This window comes from Bacillus sp. FJAT-42376 (assembly GCF_003816055.1).
GTDB lineage: Bacteria > Bacillota > Bacilli > Bacillales > Bacillaceae > Metabacillus_B.
Map to the genome: position 1 here is coordinate 1,865,788 of NZ_CP033906.1, position 16,686 is coordinate 1,882,473.

Below are 16,686 nucleotides of genomic sequence, written 5' to 3' on the forward strand. Positions count from 1 at the left end.
TTAACCGCGCTGTTACATATTTGTGAAAAATGTATTTGCACTGATATAAAGAGGAAAGGAATGGGGGTTTTTCCGCAAATCGCGACTTTTAGCGGGCCAGTTTGAAGGACAATGGAAATTATTGTAGAAATTAATGATATGCAGAACAGGGGAAAAAGGAGTGTACGGGGGATGAGTCAGCTTATAGAGGAGGCGCAAATTGCTCGGCTAAACAGCGAACTGAACCGCCTGAAAAATGAAAATAAGCAGTTGAAATCGGAACTGTCGAAGCACCAGGTTATTTTTGATCAGGCACTGGATGCAATTATTATTTTTGATCAGGACATGAACTTTAAAGATGCCAATGAGGCAGCTTGTAAGATGTTTGAGGAAGAAAGGGAGACGCTGTTAAAAGAATCTCTCTATGATTATCTGGCTATGTTTCCAAACGAAGAAATTAAAAGGCACCGGGATCAGCTCTCTGAAAGAGGATCCCTTAATGAGGAAATCATTATAAAACTTAAAAATGGGCAGCTGAAATTTATCGAGTTCTCGGCTAAAAAAAATGCGATAGGCAGCGATGACCTTTCCATAATGAGAGATGTATCGTCCAAAAAGATGCTGGAAAGAGAACGTTCCATCAATGAAAAGATGTTTCAGGATCTTTTTCACCGCGCGTTGGACGGAATTGTTATCTATGATCACCATGGACGGCTAGTAGATGCCAATACATCCTTCTGCCAGAACTTCGAAATTCAGAAAAATCAGCTTTCTTCCTACCGGCTCAAAGACTTTATTGATAAAGAAAGCCATTTTAAAATTGAACAGACGTGGAAACTGTTATCCAAATCCGGAAAAGCCAAAGGAGATCTCCCTGTGCGCCTGAAAAGCGGCACAAGGAAAATCTTTGAATTTACGACCACAGCTAATATTCTGAATGGCTATTACATGTCGATTATGAGGGACATAACCGAAAAGAGAAGCATGGAAGCAGAGCTTCATAAGAGTGAAGTCCGTTTTCGGGAGATATTTGAAAATGCTATGGATGCCATTGTGATATGGGATAAAAGAGGAAGGATTTTAAAAGCAAACCGCTGGGCAACCCGTATTTTTGAGCTTTCCATGGACGGTTTGCTGAAAAGTTCCATTACAGATTTTCTCGATGAAGAAGACCCGCGTTATCAGGCGGCTTTCCGGCATTATATGACGACAGGCTCCATCAGGCAGGAGCTCCGCTTTCACATGCCGAACGGACAATGCAAGGACCTTGAATTCACTTCCAAAGCAAATGTCTTTGAAGGCCAGCATCTGACCGTTTTGCGCAACGTGAGTGACCGGAACCGGATGGAAAAAGAATTGAGGGAAAGCGAAGAAAAGTTCAGAAAGATTTTCAGCGGGGCGCTGGAAGGGATTGTATTGTTCGACAGTCATTACAGGATTATCGCGGCAAATCCTGTTTCCGCCAAAATATTTGAAATGACGCATGAGGAAATTGAACAATGCAACCTTTATTCGCTGCTTTTCCCGGATAAAAGCAAGCAGCCTTCCGATTTTCTGGCGGAATTTCAAAAAGAAGAAGAAGGAACGGAAGAAATTCATTTACAATCTAAAAACGGGCAAAACAAAATATTAGATTTCTCTCTCAAGCTAAATTTAAATGAAAATATGCATTTGGCTATTTTCCGGGATGTCACAGAACGAAAAGAACTGGAAGAAAGGCTCCGGAAATCGGACACATTAAATGTAGTGGGTGAGCTCGCTGCAGGGATTGCCCATGAAATCCGCAATCCGATGACGGCCCTTAAAGGGTTTATTCAGCTGCTTGAAGGAAGTGTTAAAGACGACTTTGGCATGTATTTTAATGTCATCAAGTCGGAGCTGAACCGCATTGAATCCATCATTACAGAATTTCTTGTGCTTGCAAAACCTCAGGCTGTACATTTTGAACAGAACAGCATTGTCAAAATCATGAAGGATACGATGGAATTGCTCAATGCCCAGGCGATTTTTTCGAACGTTCAGCTCGAGCTGTCCGAAGAAGGGGACATTCCGTCCATTTACTGTGAACCGAACCAGATGAAACAAGTTTTTATTAATATATTAAAGAATGCCATAGAAGTCATGCCCGGCGGCGGAACGGTCAAATCGGTCCTTAAAATGCAAGGTCCCGATCAGCTCAGTATTTCCATAAAAGACGAAGGAAACGGAATTCCGGAAGATAAGCTGAAAAGACTGGGAGAGCCTTTTTATACAACAAAAGACCGCGGCACTGGCCTGGGACTTATGGTAAGCTATAAAATAATTGAAGAACACCGCGGTAAGGTAAGAGTGGAAAGCAAAGTGGGCAAAGGAACGACTTTTTTTATCACACTGCCAGCGGGAAACCATGAGGTGAAATAAGTGCCAGGATATATTTGTGTTGAAACGCCCATTGGTCCATTAAGGGTTGTTTCAGATGGAGAATCTATAACGAGGGTCGACCTTCCCGGATCTGTTATGCCTTCCAGTCAGGAAGCCGCTGCCGATTATCCAATATTAATAGAAGCAAAAAAACAGCTGGAGGAGTACTTCAGCGGGTCAAGAAATGAGTTTGACCTGCCACTATCCATCATAGGTACACCTTTTCAGATGAGGATATGGGAGGCCCTTAGGGAGATCCCTTTCGGCCAGTCACTGAATTATGCAGAAATTGCTGCAAAAGCGGGCAGTCCAAAAGCGGTTCGCGCAGCCGGACAGGCAAATAAAGCGAATAAACTGCCTATTTTTATTCCCTGCCACAGAGTAATTGGGAAGAATCAGTCCCTAACCGGATATGCCGGGTCAAAAACTGATTTGAAAGCTATTCTGCTGGAGCATGAGAAAATAGAATTTAACAGATAAAGCCGGATGAACTGTTTCCGGTTTTTTTTACGCTTGTCACCAATATGCAGCAGCGACATATTATTTAGTAAAGGAATAAAAGTTTCCCTGGGGCAATAAAGGAGGAGTAAACATGCTGAAGCCAGGCAGACAGGCAAAAGTGGCCGCATATGCAGCCCTTTTTCAGAAGGCAAACGTGCTATCTAAAGAACAGGCAGAGTTGATTGTAAAACTCCAAAAATAATTGACAGAACTTGGTGGTGAGATTATTATCTAATTAGATGATAATCGAATAAGGAGATGGTGGTTTTTGCAGCTAAACCGTTTAGTCCAGTTTCATAAGGCGATGGGTGATCCGACAAGGCTTAGAATCATTGCCATTTTGTCCGGGGGTCCGAAGCACGGCCAGGCACTGGCAGGGATCCTCGGGCTCACTCCGCCAACCATTACTCACCATTTGGCGAAGCTGAAAGAGATGAATCTTGTGCATCAAAAGAGAGAAAAAAACACCATCTATTATTTTCTTCAGGAGAAGGTCATTGCTAGCCATGCAGGGGATATTGTCCGTCTTTTGGAGCCGAAGGAGGGAACGGGAGTGAAAGAACTGTCCGGAGAGCACATGAAGGTCGTTCAGAACTATTTGACAAAAGAAGGGAAATTGAAAACGATCCCCTCTCAGCGGAAACGCAAGCTTATGGTCCTTTTCTACATAGCGAAAGAATTCGAAGCAGGACGAAAATACACCGAAAAAGAGATAAATGAAGCAATCAAACGGTTCCACGAAGATTTTGCCACAATCCGCAGAGAATTTATTGTAAACGGAATCATGTATCGGGATAACAGCATATATGAACTCAATCCAAAAGAGCTGTGGGCGGGAATTGAAGGATAGCCTCCGCTTATATAAGCAAACAAAAAAAGAGCCTGTGCCGAGGCTCTTTTTCTAATGGATCAAACAGCTGATTCCTCTTTGAACAGGACGCTGATGGCTTCTTTTAAGTCTCCGGTGAGAACGCCTTTCTCCGTCACGATGCCGGTAATCAGGTTTGCCGGGGTCACATCGAAAGCCGGATTAAACACCGGAACGCCGTGCGGTGCGATCCGCACCCCTGCAAGTTCGGTGATTTCCTTTGGATCCCGCTCCTCAATAGGAATTTCCGCACCTGTTTCAATGCTGTAGTCGAAGGTAGAAAGGGGGGCAGCAATGTAAAAAGGGATGTTGAACGCTTTTGCCAGGATGGCTAAATTATAGGTTCCGATTTTATTTGCCGTATCTCCATTTCTTGCGATCCGGTCCGCACCGGTAATAATGGCTGAAATGTTCTTCTCCTGAATCGTGAAAGCCGCCATACTGTCGGTAATTAAGGTTACATCGACCCCAGCTTCCATAAGCTCCCATGCGGTCAGCCTCGCACCCTGGAGCACAGGCCGTGTTTCACAGGCGAAAACCTCCAGCGGGAAATTCTGTTCTTTCGCCAGATAAAACGGAGCGAGAGCTGTACCGTAGCGCGCGGTAGCAATCGAGCCGGCATTGCAAATGGTCATGATCCGGTCCTTTTTCTGAAAAAGCTTTAGCGCATGCTGCCCGATTTGTCTGCAGGTTTCTTCATCTTCCACTTGAATTTGAATCGCTTCATGGATAAGAATGGTTTTGGCTTCATTTACAGATTGGGCTCTTTGGCAGGATTGTTCCAGCCGGTTTAAAGCCCAGGCCAAGTTAACAGCAGTCGGTCTGGAGCCGGCAAGATAGGCTTGCTCTTTTTTCAGTCTGATATGAAAAGAGTGAATATCTGTTTCTTCATAATGGGAAGCGGAAAGGGCAAGCCCGAATGCAGCCGTGATGCCGATGGCTGGAGCTCCGCGCACTTTTAGACTCTGGATGGATTCCCATACATCTTCAATCGTCTTTAATTCTATATATTCCGTTACGGACGGAAGTTTCCGCTGATCCAGCAGGGAAATAGAGCTGTCCTTCCATTCTACTGAACGGGGTATGGAAAATGATAAATTTGTCATGTTGCAGAATCCTCCTGTTAACGTGCAATGGCATGGCGGAAAAAACGCTTCAGCTGGCCGGGCTCCGTGATATTGCGGCGCTGTTTAATCAGTTTCTTTCCAAGTTCCAAGCTTTGGATTTTTGTTTCAATTTTTCTTTCGTACGGTTCAATCGTATCCAGGTCGGCTACATGGGCAAGGCCGATAGTGCGGCGGATCACCTCACAGCCTGCAAATCCGATCGTATCTTCAAAGATGGATTCCAATGTATGTTCGAGATAGCCATCAACCTCTGCATAACGCTCAAGACTGTCTTTTTTCCATGCTTCCGTAAACGTTTCTTCAAAGGTGTTCCATGCTTCTTCAATCGCTTCAAAAATGAAATCCTGTTCGTGCTCATCTCTTGATAGAGCATTTAGCAGGAGATTGGCTATAAACTGGCCGGGGTCAAATCCGATTGGCCCAAAGAAGGCAAATTCCGGATCAATTACCTTTGTTTCGGTTTCACTTACAAAGATGCTTCCGGTATGAAGGTCTCCATGGAGCAGAGCATCTGCCTCCGTCAGGAACTTCCTCTTCAGCTTCGCGGCCTCTAGCTTCACGTGAGTGTCTGCCCAAAGTGCTTCGGCCGCTTCCTTCAGCTCTGGTTCAAAATCATTGGAATCATGGTCGAAAAACGGATCCGTAAAGACAAAATCCTCTGTGATTTTGCATAAATCCGGATTCGAGAATTGCTGGACAAGCTGCTTTTTAACATGAGGCTTTAATGCAAAATCACTTGTATAAAATAGGGTTCTCGCCATAAACGTTCCAATATGCCCTGCCAGTGCCGGAAGATTTTTTCTTTCCATCAGCGCTTTTCTCGCGATTTGCAGATGAGACAGGTCTTCCATTACTGTGATTGCCAGCGTCTGGTCCGTATAAAAGACCTCGGGTACGAGCCCCGGTACGAACTCTGCCTGTTTCACAAGGGCGCTGCTTTCAATCCGTGCCCGGTCCAGCGTCAGCGGCCATGATTCGCCGATCACTTTTGCATAGGGAAGCGCCTGTTTTAAAATGACGCCTTTGCCGGATTTGGGATCGGTGATATGAAAGACAAGGTTTAGGTTGCCGTCGCCGATTTCTTCGCAGTGAAGGACTGTCTGGTCCTCGAATAGTCCGAGTCTGACTGCGAGTGCGACAGCAGAGCTCTCAGTAAGCGGTTCATAAAGTGATGATTGTGGAATGGCCATCTTAATTTCCCTCCTGATTTCCTGATAAAGACAAATGAAAAAGCCTCTTTCCTTTTGAGAAAGAGGCTTGAAGAGACAGTCTTCGCACCTCTTATCTCCCAGAAAGATTGATTCTTTCTGCCGGATTTAGCACCGTGCCTTATGGAGCGTATAGCTCCGGCGCTGACTTTTGCGCCCCATTTCACAATGGTATTACGGTCGGTTGCTGTTGGGGTCAACGGGCCAATTCCCTCTCCCAACTCTCGATAAGAGTTTCATTTATAATTTTTTGAATGTTTTTATTGTTTTGTAATCACTTGATGAAAATGTTACCAGTACAAGAATGCACCTGTCAATCCTTTTTTACAAATGATTGATAAAATTCAGGACGGCGATCCTGGAAGACAGGAATTTGGCTGCGGATTTTTTTAATCTCTTCCAAGTCCACTTCAGCCCGCAGAATTTCTGCCTCCTTTCCCGCTTCGGCCAAAATATTGCCCCATGGGTCAATGACAATGGAATGGCCGGCAAATTCGTTTTCCGGATCCGATCCGGATCGGTTGCATGCTACAACAAATGCCTGGTTTTCGATGGCTCTTGCAATGAGCAGGGACCTCCAGTGTTCAAGACGCGGAAGAGGCCATTCTGCCGCTACGAATAATATTTCCGCCCCCTGTGCAGCATGCTCGCGCATCCATTCAGGAAAACGGATGTCATAGCAAATGAAGCCCGCACAGGTTACGCCGTCCGCTGTAAAAAGGCCGCTTCCTTTTCCGCCCGTTAAATAGCGGTGCTCGTTCATCAGCTTGAATAGATGAAGCTTACTGTATTCATGAATGTGATTTCCTTCTTTGTCATAAATGAGCATCGTGTTCGTCACTTCATCGCCGGATTTTTTAGCAATCGAACCTGCAACAAGCGTCGTCCCATACTTTTTTGAAAGGGAGGAGAGAAATTGATGGGCATCCCGGCCACCGGCATCAGCAATCTCGTCCAGTCTTGTCAGATCGTACCCGGTATCCCATAATTCAGGAAGAACGATAAAATCTGATTTACCAGCCTTATGCGCTTCTTCAAGTGCTTCGGCAACACGCCGTTTATTTTCTTCCGGATCTCCGAATGCAATATCGTATTGAATACAGCTAATGGTGTATGTCATCCCGTCCCAGCTTTCTATCGGTAAATTTTTGCTTTACTTTTTGTACCTAACACTATATGATTTGGGACTAGAATTTCAAGAATTTTTTGAGAAGGTGAAAAAATTGAACCAATTTGAGCCATCCCGGCTGCTCCGCCGTTTGCCAGAACAGTTCTTTGCAGCACTGTCCCTGAAGGCGGCAAAAAAGATAAAAGAAGGCTATGACATCATTAACCTTGGACAGGGGAACCCGGATCAGCCGACCCCGTCCTTTATTGTAGAGGCCCTGCAAAAAGCTGCCGGAGACCCGCTGAATCACAAATATTCTCCCTTCAGAGGGAAACAGTCACTGAAGGAAGCAGCGGCAGCATTCTATCAAAGAGAATACGGCGTTTCCCTTGATCCAGAAACGGAAATCGCTGTCCTGTTTGGCGGAAAGGCAGGCCTGGTGGAGCTCCCGCAGTGCCTGATGAATCCTGGAGATATGGCCCTCGTACCGGATCCCGGCTACCCCGACTATTGGTCCGGAGTGGAAATGGCGGGAGCGGAAATGCACACAATGCCGCTGCTTGAAGAGAACGGTTTTTTGCCTGATTATAAAACCATCCAGCCGGAAGTCCTGGATGAAGCAAAGCTTATGTTCCTGAATTACCCGAACAACCCTACAGGGGCAGCGGCAACAGAGGAATTTTTTGAAGAGACGGTCCGATTAGCCCGTAAGCATCATATTTGTACAATCCATGATTTTGCCTACGGTGCGATTGGCTTTGACGGGGAAAAGCCCCTGAGCTTTCTGCAGACTCCGGGTGCAAAAGAAGTGGGAATTGAAATGTATACCCTGTCCAAAACGTTCAACATGGCGGGCTGGAGAGTGGCCTTTGCTGCAGGTAATCGATCTGTTATTGAGGCGATTAATCTGTTTCAGGACCATATGTACGTGAGCGTGTTTGGCGCGGTTCAGGATGCCGCTGCGGCAGCGCTGCTGAACGGGCGGGAAAGCATAAGCGGGCTCGTTGAGATGTATGAAAACCGAAGGAACACGCTCGTCCGGGCATTCAGAAGTATCGGCTGGGAGATTCAGGCACCGAAAGGAAGTTTTTTCGCCTGGCTGAAAGTACCTGAAGGGTATACGTCCCAGGAATTTGCCGACATTCTACTTGAAAAGGCATCGGTTGTGACAGCCCCTGGAAACGGGTTCGGCCAATATGGAGAAGGGTACTTGAGAGTGGGTCTGCTGACAGAAGAAAAAAGGATTGAAGAAGCGGCAGAGAGAATATCAAAACTTGGTTTTTTTGCTTTAGCAGAGTGAAAGTTTTTTGCAAAATGGGTTGACATTGCATCGAATTCCTGTAATAATCCAAATTAATTGAAAATTTAACCTGATGAACCTATCAGGTCTATAACGTACTTATCAAGAGCAGGCGGAGGGACTGGCCCTATGAAGCCCGGCAACCGACCCGAACGGATCCGTTCGGGCACGGTGCTAATTCTTGCAGCGGAAAGCTGAGAGATAAGGTACTGCAGCATTGCTATGCACAGCCTCTTCTCTCACCTGGGAAGAGGCTTTTTAATTTGGTTTAAAGCGGGGGAATGAAATTGAGTCAAGTGACAGCAACCTATCTAATCCATGACCGTAAAGGCAGCTTGGAAAAAAAAGCGGAAGGAATCGCGCTTGGACTGACAATCGGGTCCTGGACAGATCTTCCTGACCTTGAGAAAGAACAGCTCAAAAAGCATAAAGGGACGGTCCTTTCCGTCAAAGAATTAGAAGAGGATCCGGGTGTGAATGCCTATTTTGGAGAAAAAAGAACGAGAGGCCTCGTTAAAATTGTTTATCCTTCCGCCAATTTCAGTCCGGACCTGCCGGCTGTTCTGACGACAGTCTTCGGAAAATTGTCTCTCGACGGAGAGGTGAAGCTTCTAGATCTTGAATTTTCTGATTCTCTGGCCAAACAATTCCGGGGTCCTAAATATGGAATCAGCGGAATAAGAGAGAAGCTTGGTGTGTATGGCCGGCCGCTGCTGATGAGTATTTTTAAAGGAGTCATCGGCAAGGATCTCGATTATCTGGAAAAGCAGCTCTATGATCAGCTTGCGGGAGGAATGGACTTAGTCAAAGATGATGAAATCCTTTTTGACAATCCGCTTACGCCATTCTCTAAACGGGTAGAGCGGGGGCGCCGCATAATCGATCAGCTGAGAGAAGAAACGGGCAAACATTCTCTTTATGCAGTCAATCTCACGGGAAGAACGTTTGAACTCCGGGACAAAGCAAGATATGCAGCGGAGGCCGGCGCAACGGCATTGCTGTTTAACGTCCATGCATATGGTCTCGATGTCCTGCAGGCGCTTGCCGAAGATGATCAAATCCCGGTGCCGATAATGGCTCATCCGGCAGTGAGCGGTGCGCTTGCCTCATCATCTGTCTACGGATTCTCTTATTCTCTGATTCTTGGAAAACTGACCCGTCTTGCAGGAGCGGACTTTTCGCTCTTCCCTTCTCCGTATGGCAGTGTTGCCTTAGAAAAAGGGGAAGCGCTCGGAATAGCAGAAGCATGCACGACGGAAGGGCTGCATCAAGAGGTTTTCCCTGTCCCTTCTGCAGGAATCCATCCAGGAATGGTGCCGGTACTCATAAAGGACTTCGGGCTCGACAGCATTATTAATGCAGGAGGAGGGATCCACGGTCATCCAAATGGAGCGAAAGGCGGCGCTGCGGCTTTCCGCTCGGCAGTGGATGCTGTTCTTGAAGGCATCCCGCTCGATGAAAAAGCCAAAACAGATGAGCACTTGAGAAAAGCCCTTGAGCTATGGGGACAATATGAGGCAGCAGCGAAATGAAGCCGATTATTTTTTGCGACTTCGATGGCACCATCACCAACAGCGATAACATTATTGAAATTATGAAAAGGTTCGCTCCTCCTGAGTGGGCAGGTCTTAAAGATCAAGTACTGGATAGATCCATCTCTGTCAAAGAGGGTGTAGGGAAAATGTTTTCTCTCCTCCCCTCATCCAAAAGAGATGATATTATCCGCTATATTTTAAGTAAGGCAGAAATCCGGGAAGGATTTGCTGAATTTGCAGCTTATACAGAAGAACAGGGGATCGATCTGTACATTGTGAGCGGAGGCATTGATTTTTTTGTTTATCCGCTTCTTGAAGGGATCATTGAAAAGGAACGCATTTACTGCAATCTGGCGGATTTTCAGGGAGAACGCATTTGCATTAAATGGCCGAATCCGTGTGATAAGGAGAGCGGCTGCGAGCTCGAATGCGGATGCTGCAAACCATCCATTATCCGCAGCCTCGCAGCTTCAGATGATGAAGTGATTGTAATAGGCGACTCTGTCACAGATCTTGAAGCAGCGAAAATGGCGGATTTCGTCATTGCAAGGGATTATTTGCTGGAAAAAGCATCTGAACAGAATCTGCCGTATAAACCTTTTGAAACATTTTATGATGTCATCAGCATTTTAGAGAGCAGGAGGGTGATGAATCGATGAGCACGCTGAAAGAACAGCGCTGGAGAGAGCTTGCAGATGTTAAGCGGGAGCTTGCTGAAAGAGACTGGTTCCCTGCGACGAGCGGAAACCTCGCCATTAAAGTGGACGGAGATCCGCTCACCTTTTATGTCACGGCAAGCGGAAAGGACAAACGGAAGGAGACGGCGGACGATTTTTTATTAGTGAATGCAGATGGAGTTCCTGCAGAGGAAACAGACCTGAAGCCATCCGCGGAGACGCTGCTGCATGTGGAAGTATACAGCCGCACACAAGCAGGCTGCAGCCTGCATGTTCATACGGTTGAAAACAATGTCATTTCAGAATTGTATGCGCATGAAGGGGCTGTTACGTTCACAGGCCAGGAGATCATTAAAGCGTTCGGGCTTTGGGAGGAGAATGCTTCCATTTCAATTCCCATCATTCCGAATCACGCTGACATTCCGCAGCTTGCCGGTGTTTTCGGACAGCATGTCCATGAGGACGCAGGAGCTGTCCTGATCCGCAACCACGGAATTACGGTATGGGGCAGGGACGCTTTCGAAGCTAAAAAATATTTAGAGGCATGCGAATTTTTATTTTCCTATCATCTCAGACTTAAACAAATGAGTGCAGTCCAATTCAACTAATAGGGGGAAGAACAAATGGCAACGATTTATTTTCAACGTACTGGAGAAAGAATCAGCGATCAGGATCAAGTAGCAGCCTTTCTTGAACAGCAGGAAGTCATTTATGAGAACTGGGACATCCAAAAACTGCCCGGCCATCTGGAAGAAAAATATGATCTGTCAGATGAAGAAAAAGACGAGATTCTTGAAGTGTTTAAAGGAGAGATAACCGATATTTCAAAAAGACGCGGCTATCAGGCGCAGGACATTATTTCTCTTTCAGACAAAACACCGAACTTAGATGAGCTCCTGAAAAATTTCCAGCAGGAGCACCATCACACTGATGACGAGGTAAGATTCATTGTCAGCGGCCATGGAGTCTTTATTATTCAGGCAAAGGACGGTTCTTTTTTCAACGTGGAACTTGTACCGGGAGATTTAATTTCGGTACCGGAAAATATCCGCCATTACTTTACCCTTCAGGAAGACCGGAAAGTAGTAGCGGTCAGAATCTTCGTAACAAAAGAAGGCTGGGTGCCAATCTACGATAAAGAAGAGCTGAATACAAAATAATTTAATAGAGAGGCTTCGTAATAGTCTCGTTTTCTAATGAGGCTGGGACAGAAGTTTCTAAGCCCTTTATAAACCCGAACAATAAGGCGATAGGTTCATGAATCGATCCCCTTATCGTTCGGGTTTTTTTGCCGTTTACGACAGGCCGATTGAAACGGAGGGGAGGCACTCCTGCTTCACTGGAAGAGGGAGTCGTGCAGCCGAAAAAATTTTGATCATTTTTAGTTCTAACGGGATATTTACTGAATAGCCTATTTCTTAGTGATTCCAGCCAAAAAGTCGTCTTGAATGATTGGATAGTGGGAACTGCGGGAAAGAAGATATAAACTGGCGCCTGGCCGTGTGAAAAAAAACGGGCGGCAGAAGAGGATTCAAAGGAAACTGAAAACTCATAATTTTCTTTACTTATTACCTTCTTATGTGTAAAATTTTCTAAAATCCTTATCAGTCTACTTTACTAGGAGGTTTAAGATGAAAATCCGTTATAACTATGTGAAAAAAGAAGAAGTAAAGTACTGTGATGCTTCAAGTACTGTAAAGGAAGCCTATAATCAATTGAAAGAAACCGGTTATCGCAGCATTCCGGTTCTTGCTGAGGGCGGGAAAAAATTCGCGGGTCTTATTTATAAAGTGACGCTGCTTGAGTATTATCACGAGCACGATGGAAAAGGTGAAGATTCCATTGCTTCCCTGATTAAGGATCAGGATGCTTTTATTCTCGAAGAAGAATCCTTTATTAAAGCGTTCCTTACCATTAAGAGACTTCCGTTCCTGGCTGTTATTAATGAAGACGGGGAATTTGCGGGAATCATGACCCATGCCAACATTATGGATGTACTGGAGGATTCCTTCGGCATGAAAACCGGCGGATATTTGATGACCGTGGCGACTAAGGAGCATAAGGGAGCCATCAAAGAACTGGTAAGTACGGTAAAAGATGTGAATATTGAAGGGATGCTGACTCTTGATAATGGAGATTATCTTAGAAGAATTGTCGTGAATCTTTCCCATGAGCTGTCAGAGAAAAAGCTCAATAAAATTATCAGCAAGCTGGAGGAAAAAGATTTCAGGGTTACCTTTATTGATGATGTGAAAAACGATAAAGCCCCGGCAGGCAAGTCAGCAGAAAAAGAGGCTGTTAAATAAAATGAGTAGCACAATCCACGGCCATGGTTTGTGCTATTTTTTTTGAGGTGAAGATAAGGCCGTGACAATGAGAAGCTTTAGGACAGGCCTTACTGGTAACCTGCAGCTAGCAGGAGGGCGGGACAGCCTTATTGGCGCATTGAGCCTGAGGGACCGCACCTTAAGCTTCAATCAGCCAGTAACAGGATTGTTCAAAAAATGGGTAAAAAATAAACCTCCTGAATGCCATGAACGCTCAGAAGGACTTAATTTCAATTATTTCTTCTCTTCAAGACTTTTCAGACCTTATCCGCAATCAAAAAATAACGGTGAAAAATGCGAAAAATCAAATTTTTTATAAAAAAATGGTTTAGGCTGTTTCTATTTTGGGAATAAAGTAATAAAATCTAAATATTAACAATTATGTAACATATTTATATATGATTCGGCAATTTTTTCTCTAGGAATTTACAATTAGGTTTTTGACATACCCTGCTTTTTAAATTCTAAGAGGAGGAGAAGACGTGATTGAACCTTTGCAAAAAGAAGAGCTCATTTTAAAAATCAATAAAAAAAGAGAGGAAATGATTTCGGCTGCAGGGTCTAAAAGCTATACGAGCAACGAAGTCGTAAAATACAGCCAGGAGCTGGACGAGCTGTTAAATCAATTCCAGGAAATGGAGTGGGGGCACAGAAGTGCTACACCCTTTACAAAGCTCGTTACACGAGTGGCCACATGGGGATTTTCACAGCAAACACAGCACGCTGCTGCAGACCATTAAGAGAGACTGGGGATAGATTCCCGGTCTTTTTGTTTTTCAGACACGCATCATTTCTTTTCCAAGTGTCACCCGATTCAGAAGGCATCAATAAGAATAAGCATACAGACAATACCTGCAATAAAAGCATACGTGGCGGTCCTTTCATTTCCATCACCATGGCTTTCGGGAATGAGTTCTTTATAAATAATGAACAGCATAGCTCCGGCTGCAAAGGAAAGACCGTACGGCACAAGCATATTGACATAGGAAGTTAAATAAAAGCCGATTAGAGAGGTGACAATCTCAACCGCTCCGGTCGCGGTCGCAATCAGGAACGCCTTCATTTTCCCGATGTTTTGGCTGATCAGAAACAAGGCAACGAGGAATCCTTCAGGCGCATTCTGGAAACCGATCGCAAAGGCGATTAAATTGCCCGTATCTCCTGAGTCTGCTGCATAGCTGACGCCAACCGAGAGCCCTTCTGGAAGATTATGCAGGGTAATGGCTGCGACAATCAGCATCGCTTTTTCATCAAACTGGATTCCGGTTTTTGAATGCTCAAGGTCAATATGAGGGATTTGTTTTTCAAGGATTGTCAGAATTAATACGCCTAAAAAAAGGCCTATTCCGACCTGTACCATTCCTCCGGTTTTCAGCGCTTCCGGAATCAGGCTCACCATTGAAGCCGTCATCATTATTCCCGCAGAAAATGCAAGAAGATTGTCCCGCCATTTATGGGTTAAAGTTTTTTGCAAAAATAGGATAGGCACTGCACCCAAGCCTGTGGATAGAGCAGAAAGAATACTTCCAAAAATAACGTCGTTCATTTCACACCTCTCGTTTTCTCTTCATTAAGAGTAATGTATCACAATTCCCGGAAAAATAATAAATATGTCTTCCATTCGACATGAATCCCTGTAAACCTCTGATTATGTCGGCATTCGTTGAATCATTTATCGTGAATTTCCTTTACGGTTTTTGAAATTTCTGATAAGTTAAGAGTGATTTTACAGAATGCTGTCAAATTTTTTACATATGGCAAGTATACACACGGGGGGATCGGGATGAATTATCGAAGACTGGGAAAATCCGGTTTGAAAGTATCTGAAATCAGCTTGGGGAGCTGGCTTACTTTTGGCCAGACAATCGATGAAAAATCCGCTGAATTGATTATACATAAAGCGTATGAGGCGGGCATTAACTTTTTTGACTGTGCAAATGTGTATGCGAAGGGCCTCGCTGAAGAGGTGATGGGTAAAGCACTTAAGTCATTTAAACGGGAAACGTATGTAGTGACGACAAAAGCTTTCTGGCCGACGGGCGAGGGGCCGAATGAAAGAGGGCTGTCGAGAAAGCATATTATGGAGCAGGTGCATGCGAGCTTGAAACGTATGGACTTGGATTATGTGGATGTTTTTTATTGCCACCGCTATGATACAGAAACTCCTTTAGAAGAAACGCTAAGGGCCATTGATGATTTAATCAGACAAGGAAAGATCCTCTATGCAGGTGTCAGTGAGTGGTCAGCGGCCCAGCTTCAGGAAGCGGTCCATGTAGCCGACCGGTACTTGCTTGATCGAATTGTTGTCAATCAGCCTCAATACAATATGCTGCACCGCGACATTGAAGAGGAAATAATGCCGATCAGCGAGAAAAATGGAATTTCACAAGTGGTCTGGTCCCCGCTGGCACAGGGGGTTTTGACAGGGAAATATATGGAAGGGGAAATTCCGAAGGGGAGCCGCGCTTCCAATGAACAGGTTAATACATGGGTGAAGGAAATCTTAAACGACATTATGAACCGGAAAGTAAGCCAGCTTTCGGAGCTTGCTTCGAGTCTTGATATCACCCTTGCCCAGCTGGCATTGGCCTGGACATTAAGAAATCCGAACGTGGCGAGTACGCTTGTCGGCGCATCGACTCCTGAACAAATTGAGGAAAATGCAAAAGCTTCCTCTGTTATGCTATCGTACGAAGTATTAAATGAAATTGAAAGCATTCTCGCTGTTTAAGCTGAAGATGGAACAGTCATTCGGAGCCATCTAAATGAAGAAATCCTTAGTGAAGCTTCCCGTTAAAAGATTTTATCCTGCATGGGTATTTAAAAAAAGCCTGTTAAACTTGGCAGCGGGCGGTGAGCCTCTGCTCTATGCAGGAGTCTCGCTCCTTCCGCTCCAATCAACAGATGTTAAGAACAATATATAACAGAGAAAAATAAGCCTCCAGAAAGGCTCACTGGCGGGATAAAGAAGAGAATGGGAGAGGAACGGGGAAATGGTTGCCCTTCATTGATGCATCCAGAAGACGATTCTATTGACTTAAGGGCATAATTTTACTATGATTTAGTTAGAATTCAAGATTTTTTAAAATTGAAGGATTGATGCAAAATGAACCATTCTGAACAATCGCTTAAACTATTTGTCGTTTTGTCGCGTGCTTACCGGGCGATGAATGACCGAATGAACAAGCACATTACTTCTTTTGGACTGAACCCGACCGAATTTGGCGTATTGGAGCTTTTATATCATAAAGGTGACCAGCCGCTTCAGCAAATTGGCGGCAAGATTCTTTTGGCAAGCGGAAGCATCACGTATGTGGTAGACAAGCTGGAGCAAAAGGGCTTGCTTGCCCGTAAGGCATGTGACAAAGACCGCAGGGTGACATACGCTCATATTACGGATGAGGGAAAAGCTCTCATTGAAGATATATTTCCGTCCCATCAGCAAAAAATCGATGAGATTGTCGGAATCCTTTCAGAAGAAGAAAAGTCTCAGGCCATTGAAATGATTAAACGCATTGGCTACCATGCAAGAGAACTGGACTGAGCAGGTATTTCAAATGAAAAAAAGAAGACCGGATGATTCAGTGAATCGGTCTTCTTTTTTGCTGTCTAAAAGCAAAGGGTGCAGCTCACGTCGGCTGAGGTGAGCAACATTC

At 44.9% G+C, this 16,686-nt stretch carries 17 protein-coding genes and 2 riboswitches; of the genes, 13 read left to right on the top strand and 4 right to left on the bottom strand.

The annotated features are described in order from the left end of the window. The first annotated feature begins 171 nt into the window (after window positions 1-171). The 3 genes from CEF21_RS09420 (at window position 172) to CEF21_RS09430 (ending at window position 3,730) form a co-directional block, all read left to right on the top strand. Window positions 172-2,379, top strand: a complete 2,208-nt coding sequence (locus tag CEF21_RS09420; RefSeq protein WP_123915638.1) for a PAS domain S-box protein — start codon at window positions 172-174, stop codon at window positions 2,377-2,379. Next, the gene (locus CEF21_RS09425; protein ID WP_241156807.1) at window positions 2,380-2,859 is read left to right on the top strand and encodes a methylated-DNA--[protein]-cysteine S-methyltransferase; all 480 of its coding nucleotides are present in this window, start codon (window positions 2,380-2,382) and stop codon (window positions 2,857-2,859) included. Between the two features lie 289 nt (window positions 2,860-3,148). After that, window positions 3,149-3,730 carry a DUF2087 domain-containing protein gene (locus CEF21_RS09430; RefSeq protein WP_123915642.1) on the top strand — a complete coding sequence of 194 codons (582 nt, stop codon included), beginning with the start codon at window positions 3,149-3,151 and terminating at the stop codon, window positions 3,728-3,730. A 59-nt stretch (window positions 3,731-3,789) separates the two neighbouring features. Here the strand turns inward: CEF21_RS09430 and mtnA are convergent, their stop codons facing one another. The 3 genes from mtnA to CEF21_RS09445 form a co-directional block, all read right to left on the bottom strand. Continuing rightward, the gene (gene mtnA, locus CEF21_RS09435) at window positions 3,790-4,854 is read right to left on the bottom strand and encodes an S-methyl-5-thioribose-1-phosphate isomerase (protein ID WP_123915645.1); all 1,065 of its coding nucleotides are present in this window, start codon (window positions 4,852-4,854) and stop codon (window positions 3,790-3,792) included. Between the two features lie 17 nt (window positions 4,855-4,871). Beyond that, window positions 4,872-6,065, bottom strand: a complete 1,194-nt coding sequence (gene mtnK / locus CEF21_RS09440) for an S-methyl-5-thioribose kinase (protein WP_123915648.1) — start codon at window positions 6,063-6,065, stop codon at window positions 4,872-4,874. 88 nt (window positions 6,066-6,153) lie between these two features. Beyond that, window positions 6,154-6,317: riboswitch (SAM riboswitch) on the bottom strand. A gap of 79 nt (window positions 6,318-6,396) precedes the next feature. Continuing rightward, complete coding sequence (locus CEF21_RS09445) at window positions 6,397-7,203, bottom strand: carbon-nitrogen family hydrolase (protein ID WP_123915651.1); 807 nt, start codon at window positions 7,201-7,203, stop codon at window positions 6,397-6,399. A 103-nt stretch (window positions 7,204-7,306) separates the two neighbouring features. Between CEF21_RS09445 and CEF21_RS09450 the strand changes: the two genes are divergently transcribed. From CEF21_RS09450 to CEF21_RS09480, 7 genes are all read left to right on the top strand, one after another. Then, window positions 7,307-8,491 carry a pyridoxal phosphate-dependent aminotransferase gene (locus CEF21_RS09450; RefSeq protein WP_123915654.1) on the top strand — a complete coding sequence of 395 codons (1,185 nt, stop codon included), beginning with the start codon at window positions 7,307-7,309 and terminating at the stop codon, window positions 8,489-8,491. Between the two features lie 96 nt (window positions 8,492-8,587). Beyond that, window positions 8,588-8,699: riboswitch (SAM riboswitch) on the top strand. Window positions 8,700-8,778: 79 nt separating this feature from the next. Further along, on the top strand, window positions 8,779-10,023 hold the full coding sequence (mtnW, locus tag CEF21_RS09455; RefSeq protein WP_123915657.1) for a 2,3-diketo-5-methylthiopentyl-1-phosphate enolase: 1,245 nt from the start codon (window positions 8,779-8,781) through the stop codon (window positions 10,021-10,023). Beyond that, entirely contained in the window at window positions 10,020-10,685 is a 666-nt protein-coding gene (locus tag CEF21_RS09460; RefSeq protein ID WP_123915660.1) for a 2-hydroxy-3-keto-5-methylthiopentenyl-1-phosphate phosphatase, read from the top strand. Before mtnW ends, CEF21_RS09460 begins: the two co-directional genes overlap by 4 nt. Next, complete coding sequence (locus CEF21_RS09465) at window positions 10,682-11,311, top strand: methylthioribulose 1-phosphate dehydratase (protein WP_123915662.1); 630 nt, start codon at window positions 10,682-10,684, stop codon at window positions 11,309-11,311. The genes CEF21_RS09460 and CEF21_RS09465 overlap by 4 nt, the downstream gene beginning before the upstream one ends. Before the next feature lie 15 nt (window positions 11,312-11,326). Next, entirely contained in the window at window positions 11,327-11,863 is a 537-nt protein-coding gene (locus tag CEF21_RS09470; protein ID WP_123915666.1) for a 1,2-dihydroxy-3-keto-5-methylthiopentene dioxygenase, read from the top strand. Window positions 11,864-12,334: 471 nt separating this feature from the next. Next, on the top strand, window positions 12,335-13,009 hold the full coding sequence (gene cbpA, locus CEF21_RS09475) for a cyclic di-AMP binding protein CbpA (RefSeq protein ID WP_123915669.1): 675 nt from the start codon (window positions 12,335-12,337) through the stop codon (window positions 13,007-13,009). 503 nt (window positions 13,010-13,512) lie between these two features. Then, window positions 13,513-13,770, top strand: a complete 258-nt coding sequence (locus CEF21_RS09480) for an aspartyl-phosphate phosphatase Spo0E family protein (RefSeq protein ID WP_123915672.1) — start codon at window positions 13,513-13,515, stop codon at window positions 13,768-13,770. Window positions 13,771-13,844: 74 nt separating this feature from the next. Here CEF21_RS09480 and CEF21_RS09485 read toward each other — a convergent pair whose 3' ends face one another. Next, entirely contained in the window at window positions 13,845-14,576 is a 732-nt protein-coding gene (locus CEF21_RS09485; RefSeq protein ID WP_123915675.1) for a ZIP family metal transporter, read from the bottom strand. A 237-nt stretch (window positions 14,577-14,813) separates the two neighbouring features. On the opposite strand from CEF21_RS09485, the gene CEF21_RS09490 reads away from it, so the two are divergent. From CEF21_RS09490 to CEF21_RS09495, 3 genes are all read left to right on the top strand, one after another. Further along, window positions 14,814-15,761: an aldo/keto reductase family protein gene (locus CEF21_RS09490; protein WP_123915678.1), complete on the top strand. Its 948-nt coding sequence runs from the start codon at window positions 14,814-14,816 to the stop codon at window positions 15,759-15,761. 34 nt (window positions 15,762-15,795) lie between these two features. After that, window positions 15,796-15,954 carry a hypothetical protein gene (locus CEF21_RS21260; RefSeq protein WP_164462142.1) on the top strand — a complete coding sequence of 53 codons (159 nt, stop codon included), beginning with the start codon at window positions 15,796-15,798 and terminating at the stop codon, window positions 15,952-15,954. 182 nt (window positions 15,955-16,136) lie between these two features. Beyond that, entirely contained in the window at window positions 16,137-16,574 is a 438-nt protein-coding gene (locus CEF21_RS09495; RefSeq protein WP_123915681.1) for a MarR family winged helix-turn-helix transcriptional regulator, read from the top strand. Window positions 16,575-16,686 lie beyond the last annotated feature (112 nt).

Bases quoted from the DNA above. Each gene is read 5' to 3' on its own strand.
- mtnK (WP_123915648.1), bottom strand. From the start codon at position 6,065: ATGGCCATTCCACAATCATCACTTTATGAACCGCTTACTGAGAGCTCT.
- CEF21_RS09445 (WP_123915651.1), bottom strand. From the start codon at position 7,203: ATGACATACACCATTAGCTGTATTCAATACGATATTGCATTCGGAGAT.
- CEF21_RS21260 (WP_164462142.1), top strand. From the start codon at position 15,796: ATGAAGAAATCCTTAGTGAAGCTTCCCGTTAAAAGATTTTATCCTGCA.
- CEF21_RS09465 (WP_123915662.1), top strand. From the start codon at position 10,682: ATGAGCACGCTGAAAGAACAGCGCTGGAGAGAGCTTGCAGATGTTAAG.
- cbpA (WP_123915669.1), top strand. From the start codon at position 12,335: ATGAAAATCCGTTATAACTATGTGAAAAAAGAAGAAGTAAAGTACTGT.
- CEF21_RS09485 (WP_123915675.1), bottom strand. From the start codon at position 14,576: ATGAACGACGTTATTTTTGGAAGTATTCTTTCTGCTCTATCCACAGGC.
- CEF21_RS09420 (WP_123915638.1), top strand. From the start codon at position 172: ATGAGTCAGCTTATAGAGGAGGCGCAAATTGCTCGGCTAAACAGCGAA.
- mtnA (WP_123915645.1), bottom strand. From the start codon at position 4,854: ATGACAAATTTATCATTTTCCATACCCCGTTCAGTAGAATGGAAGGAC.
- CEF21_RS09495 (WP_123915681.1), top strand. From the start codon at position 16,137: ATGAACCATTCTGAACAATCGCTTAAACTATTTGTCGTTTTGTCGCGT.
- CEF21_RS09490 (WP_123915678.1), top strand. From the start codon at position 14,814: ATGAATTATCGAAGACTGGGAAAATCCGGTTTGAAAGTATCTGAAATC.
- CEF21_RS09470 (WP_123915666.1), top strand. From the start codon at position 11,327: ATGGCAACGATTTATTTTCAACGTACTGGAGAAAGAATCAGCGATCAG.
- CEF21_RS09460 (WP_123915660.1), top strand. From the start codon at position 10,020: ATGAAGCCGATTATTTTTTGCGACTTCGATGGCACCATCACCAACAGC.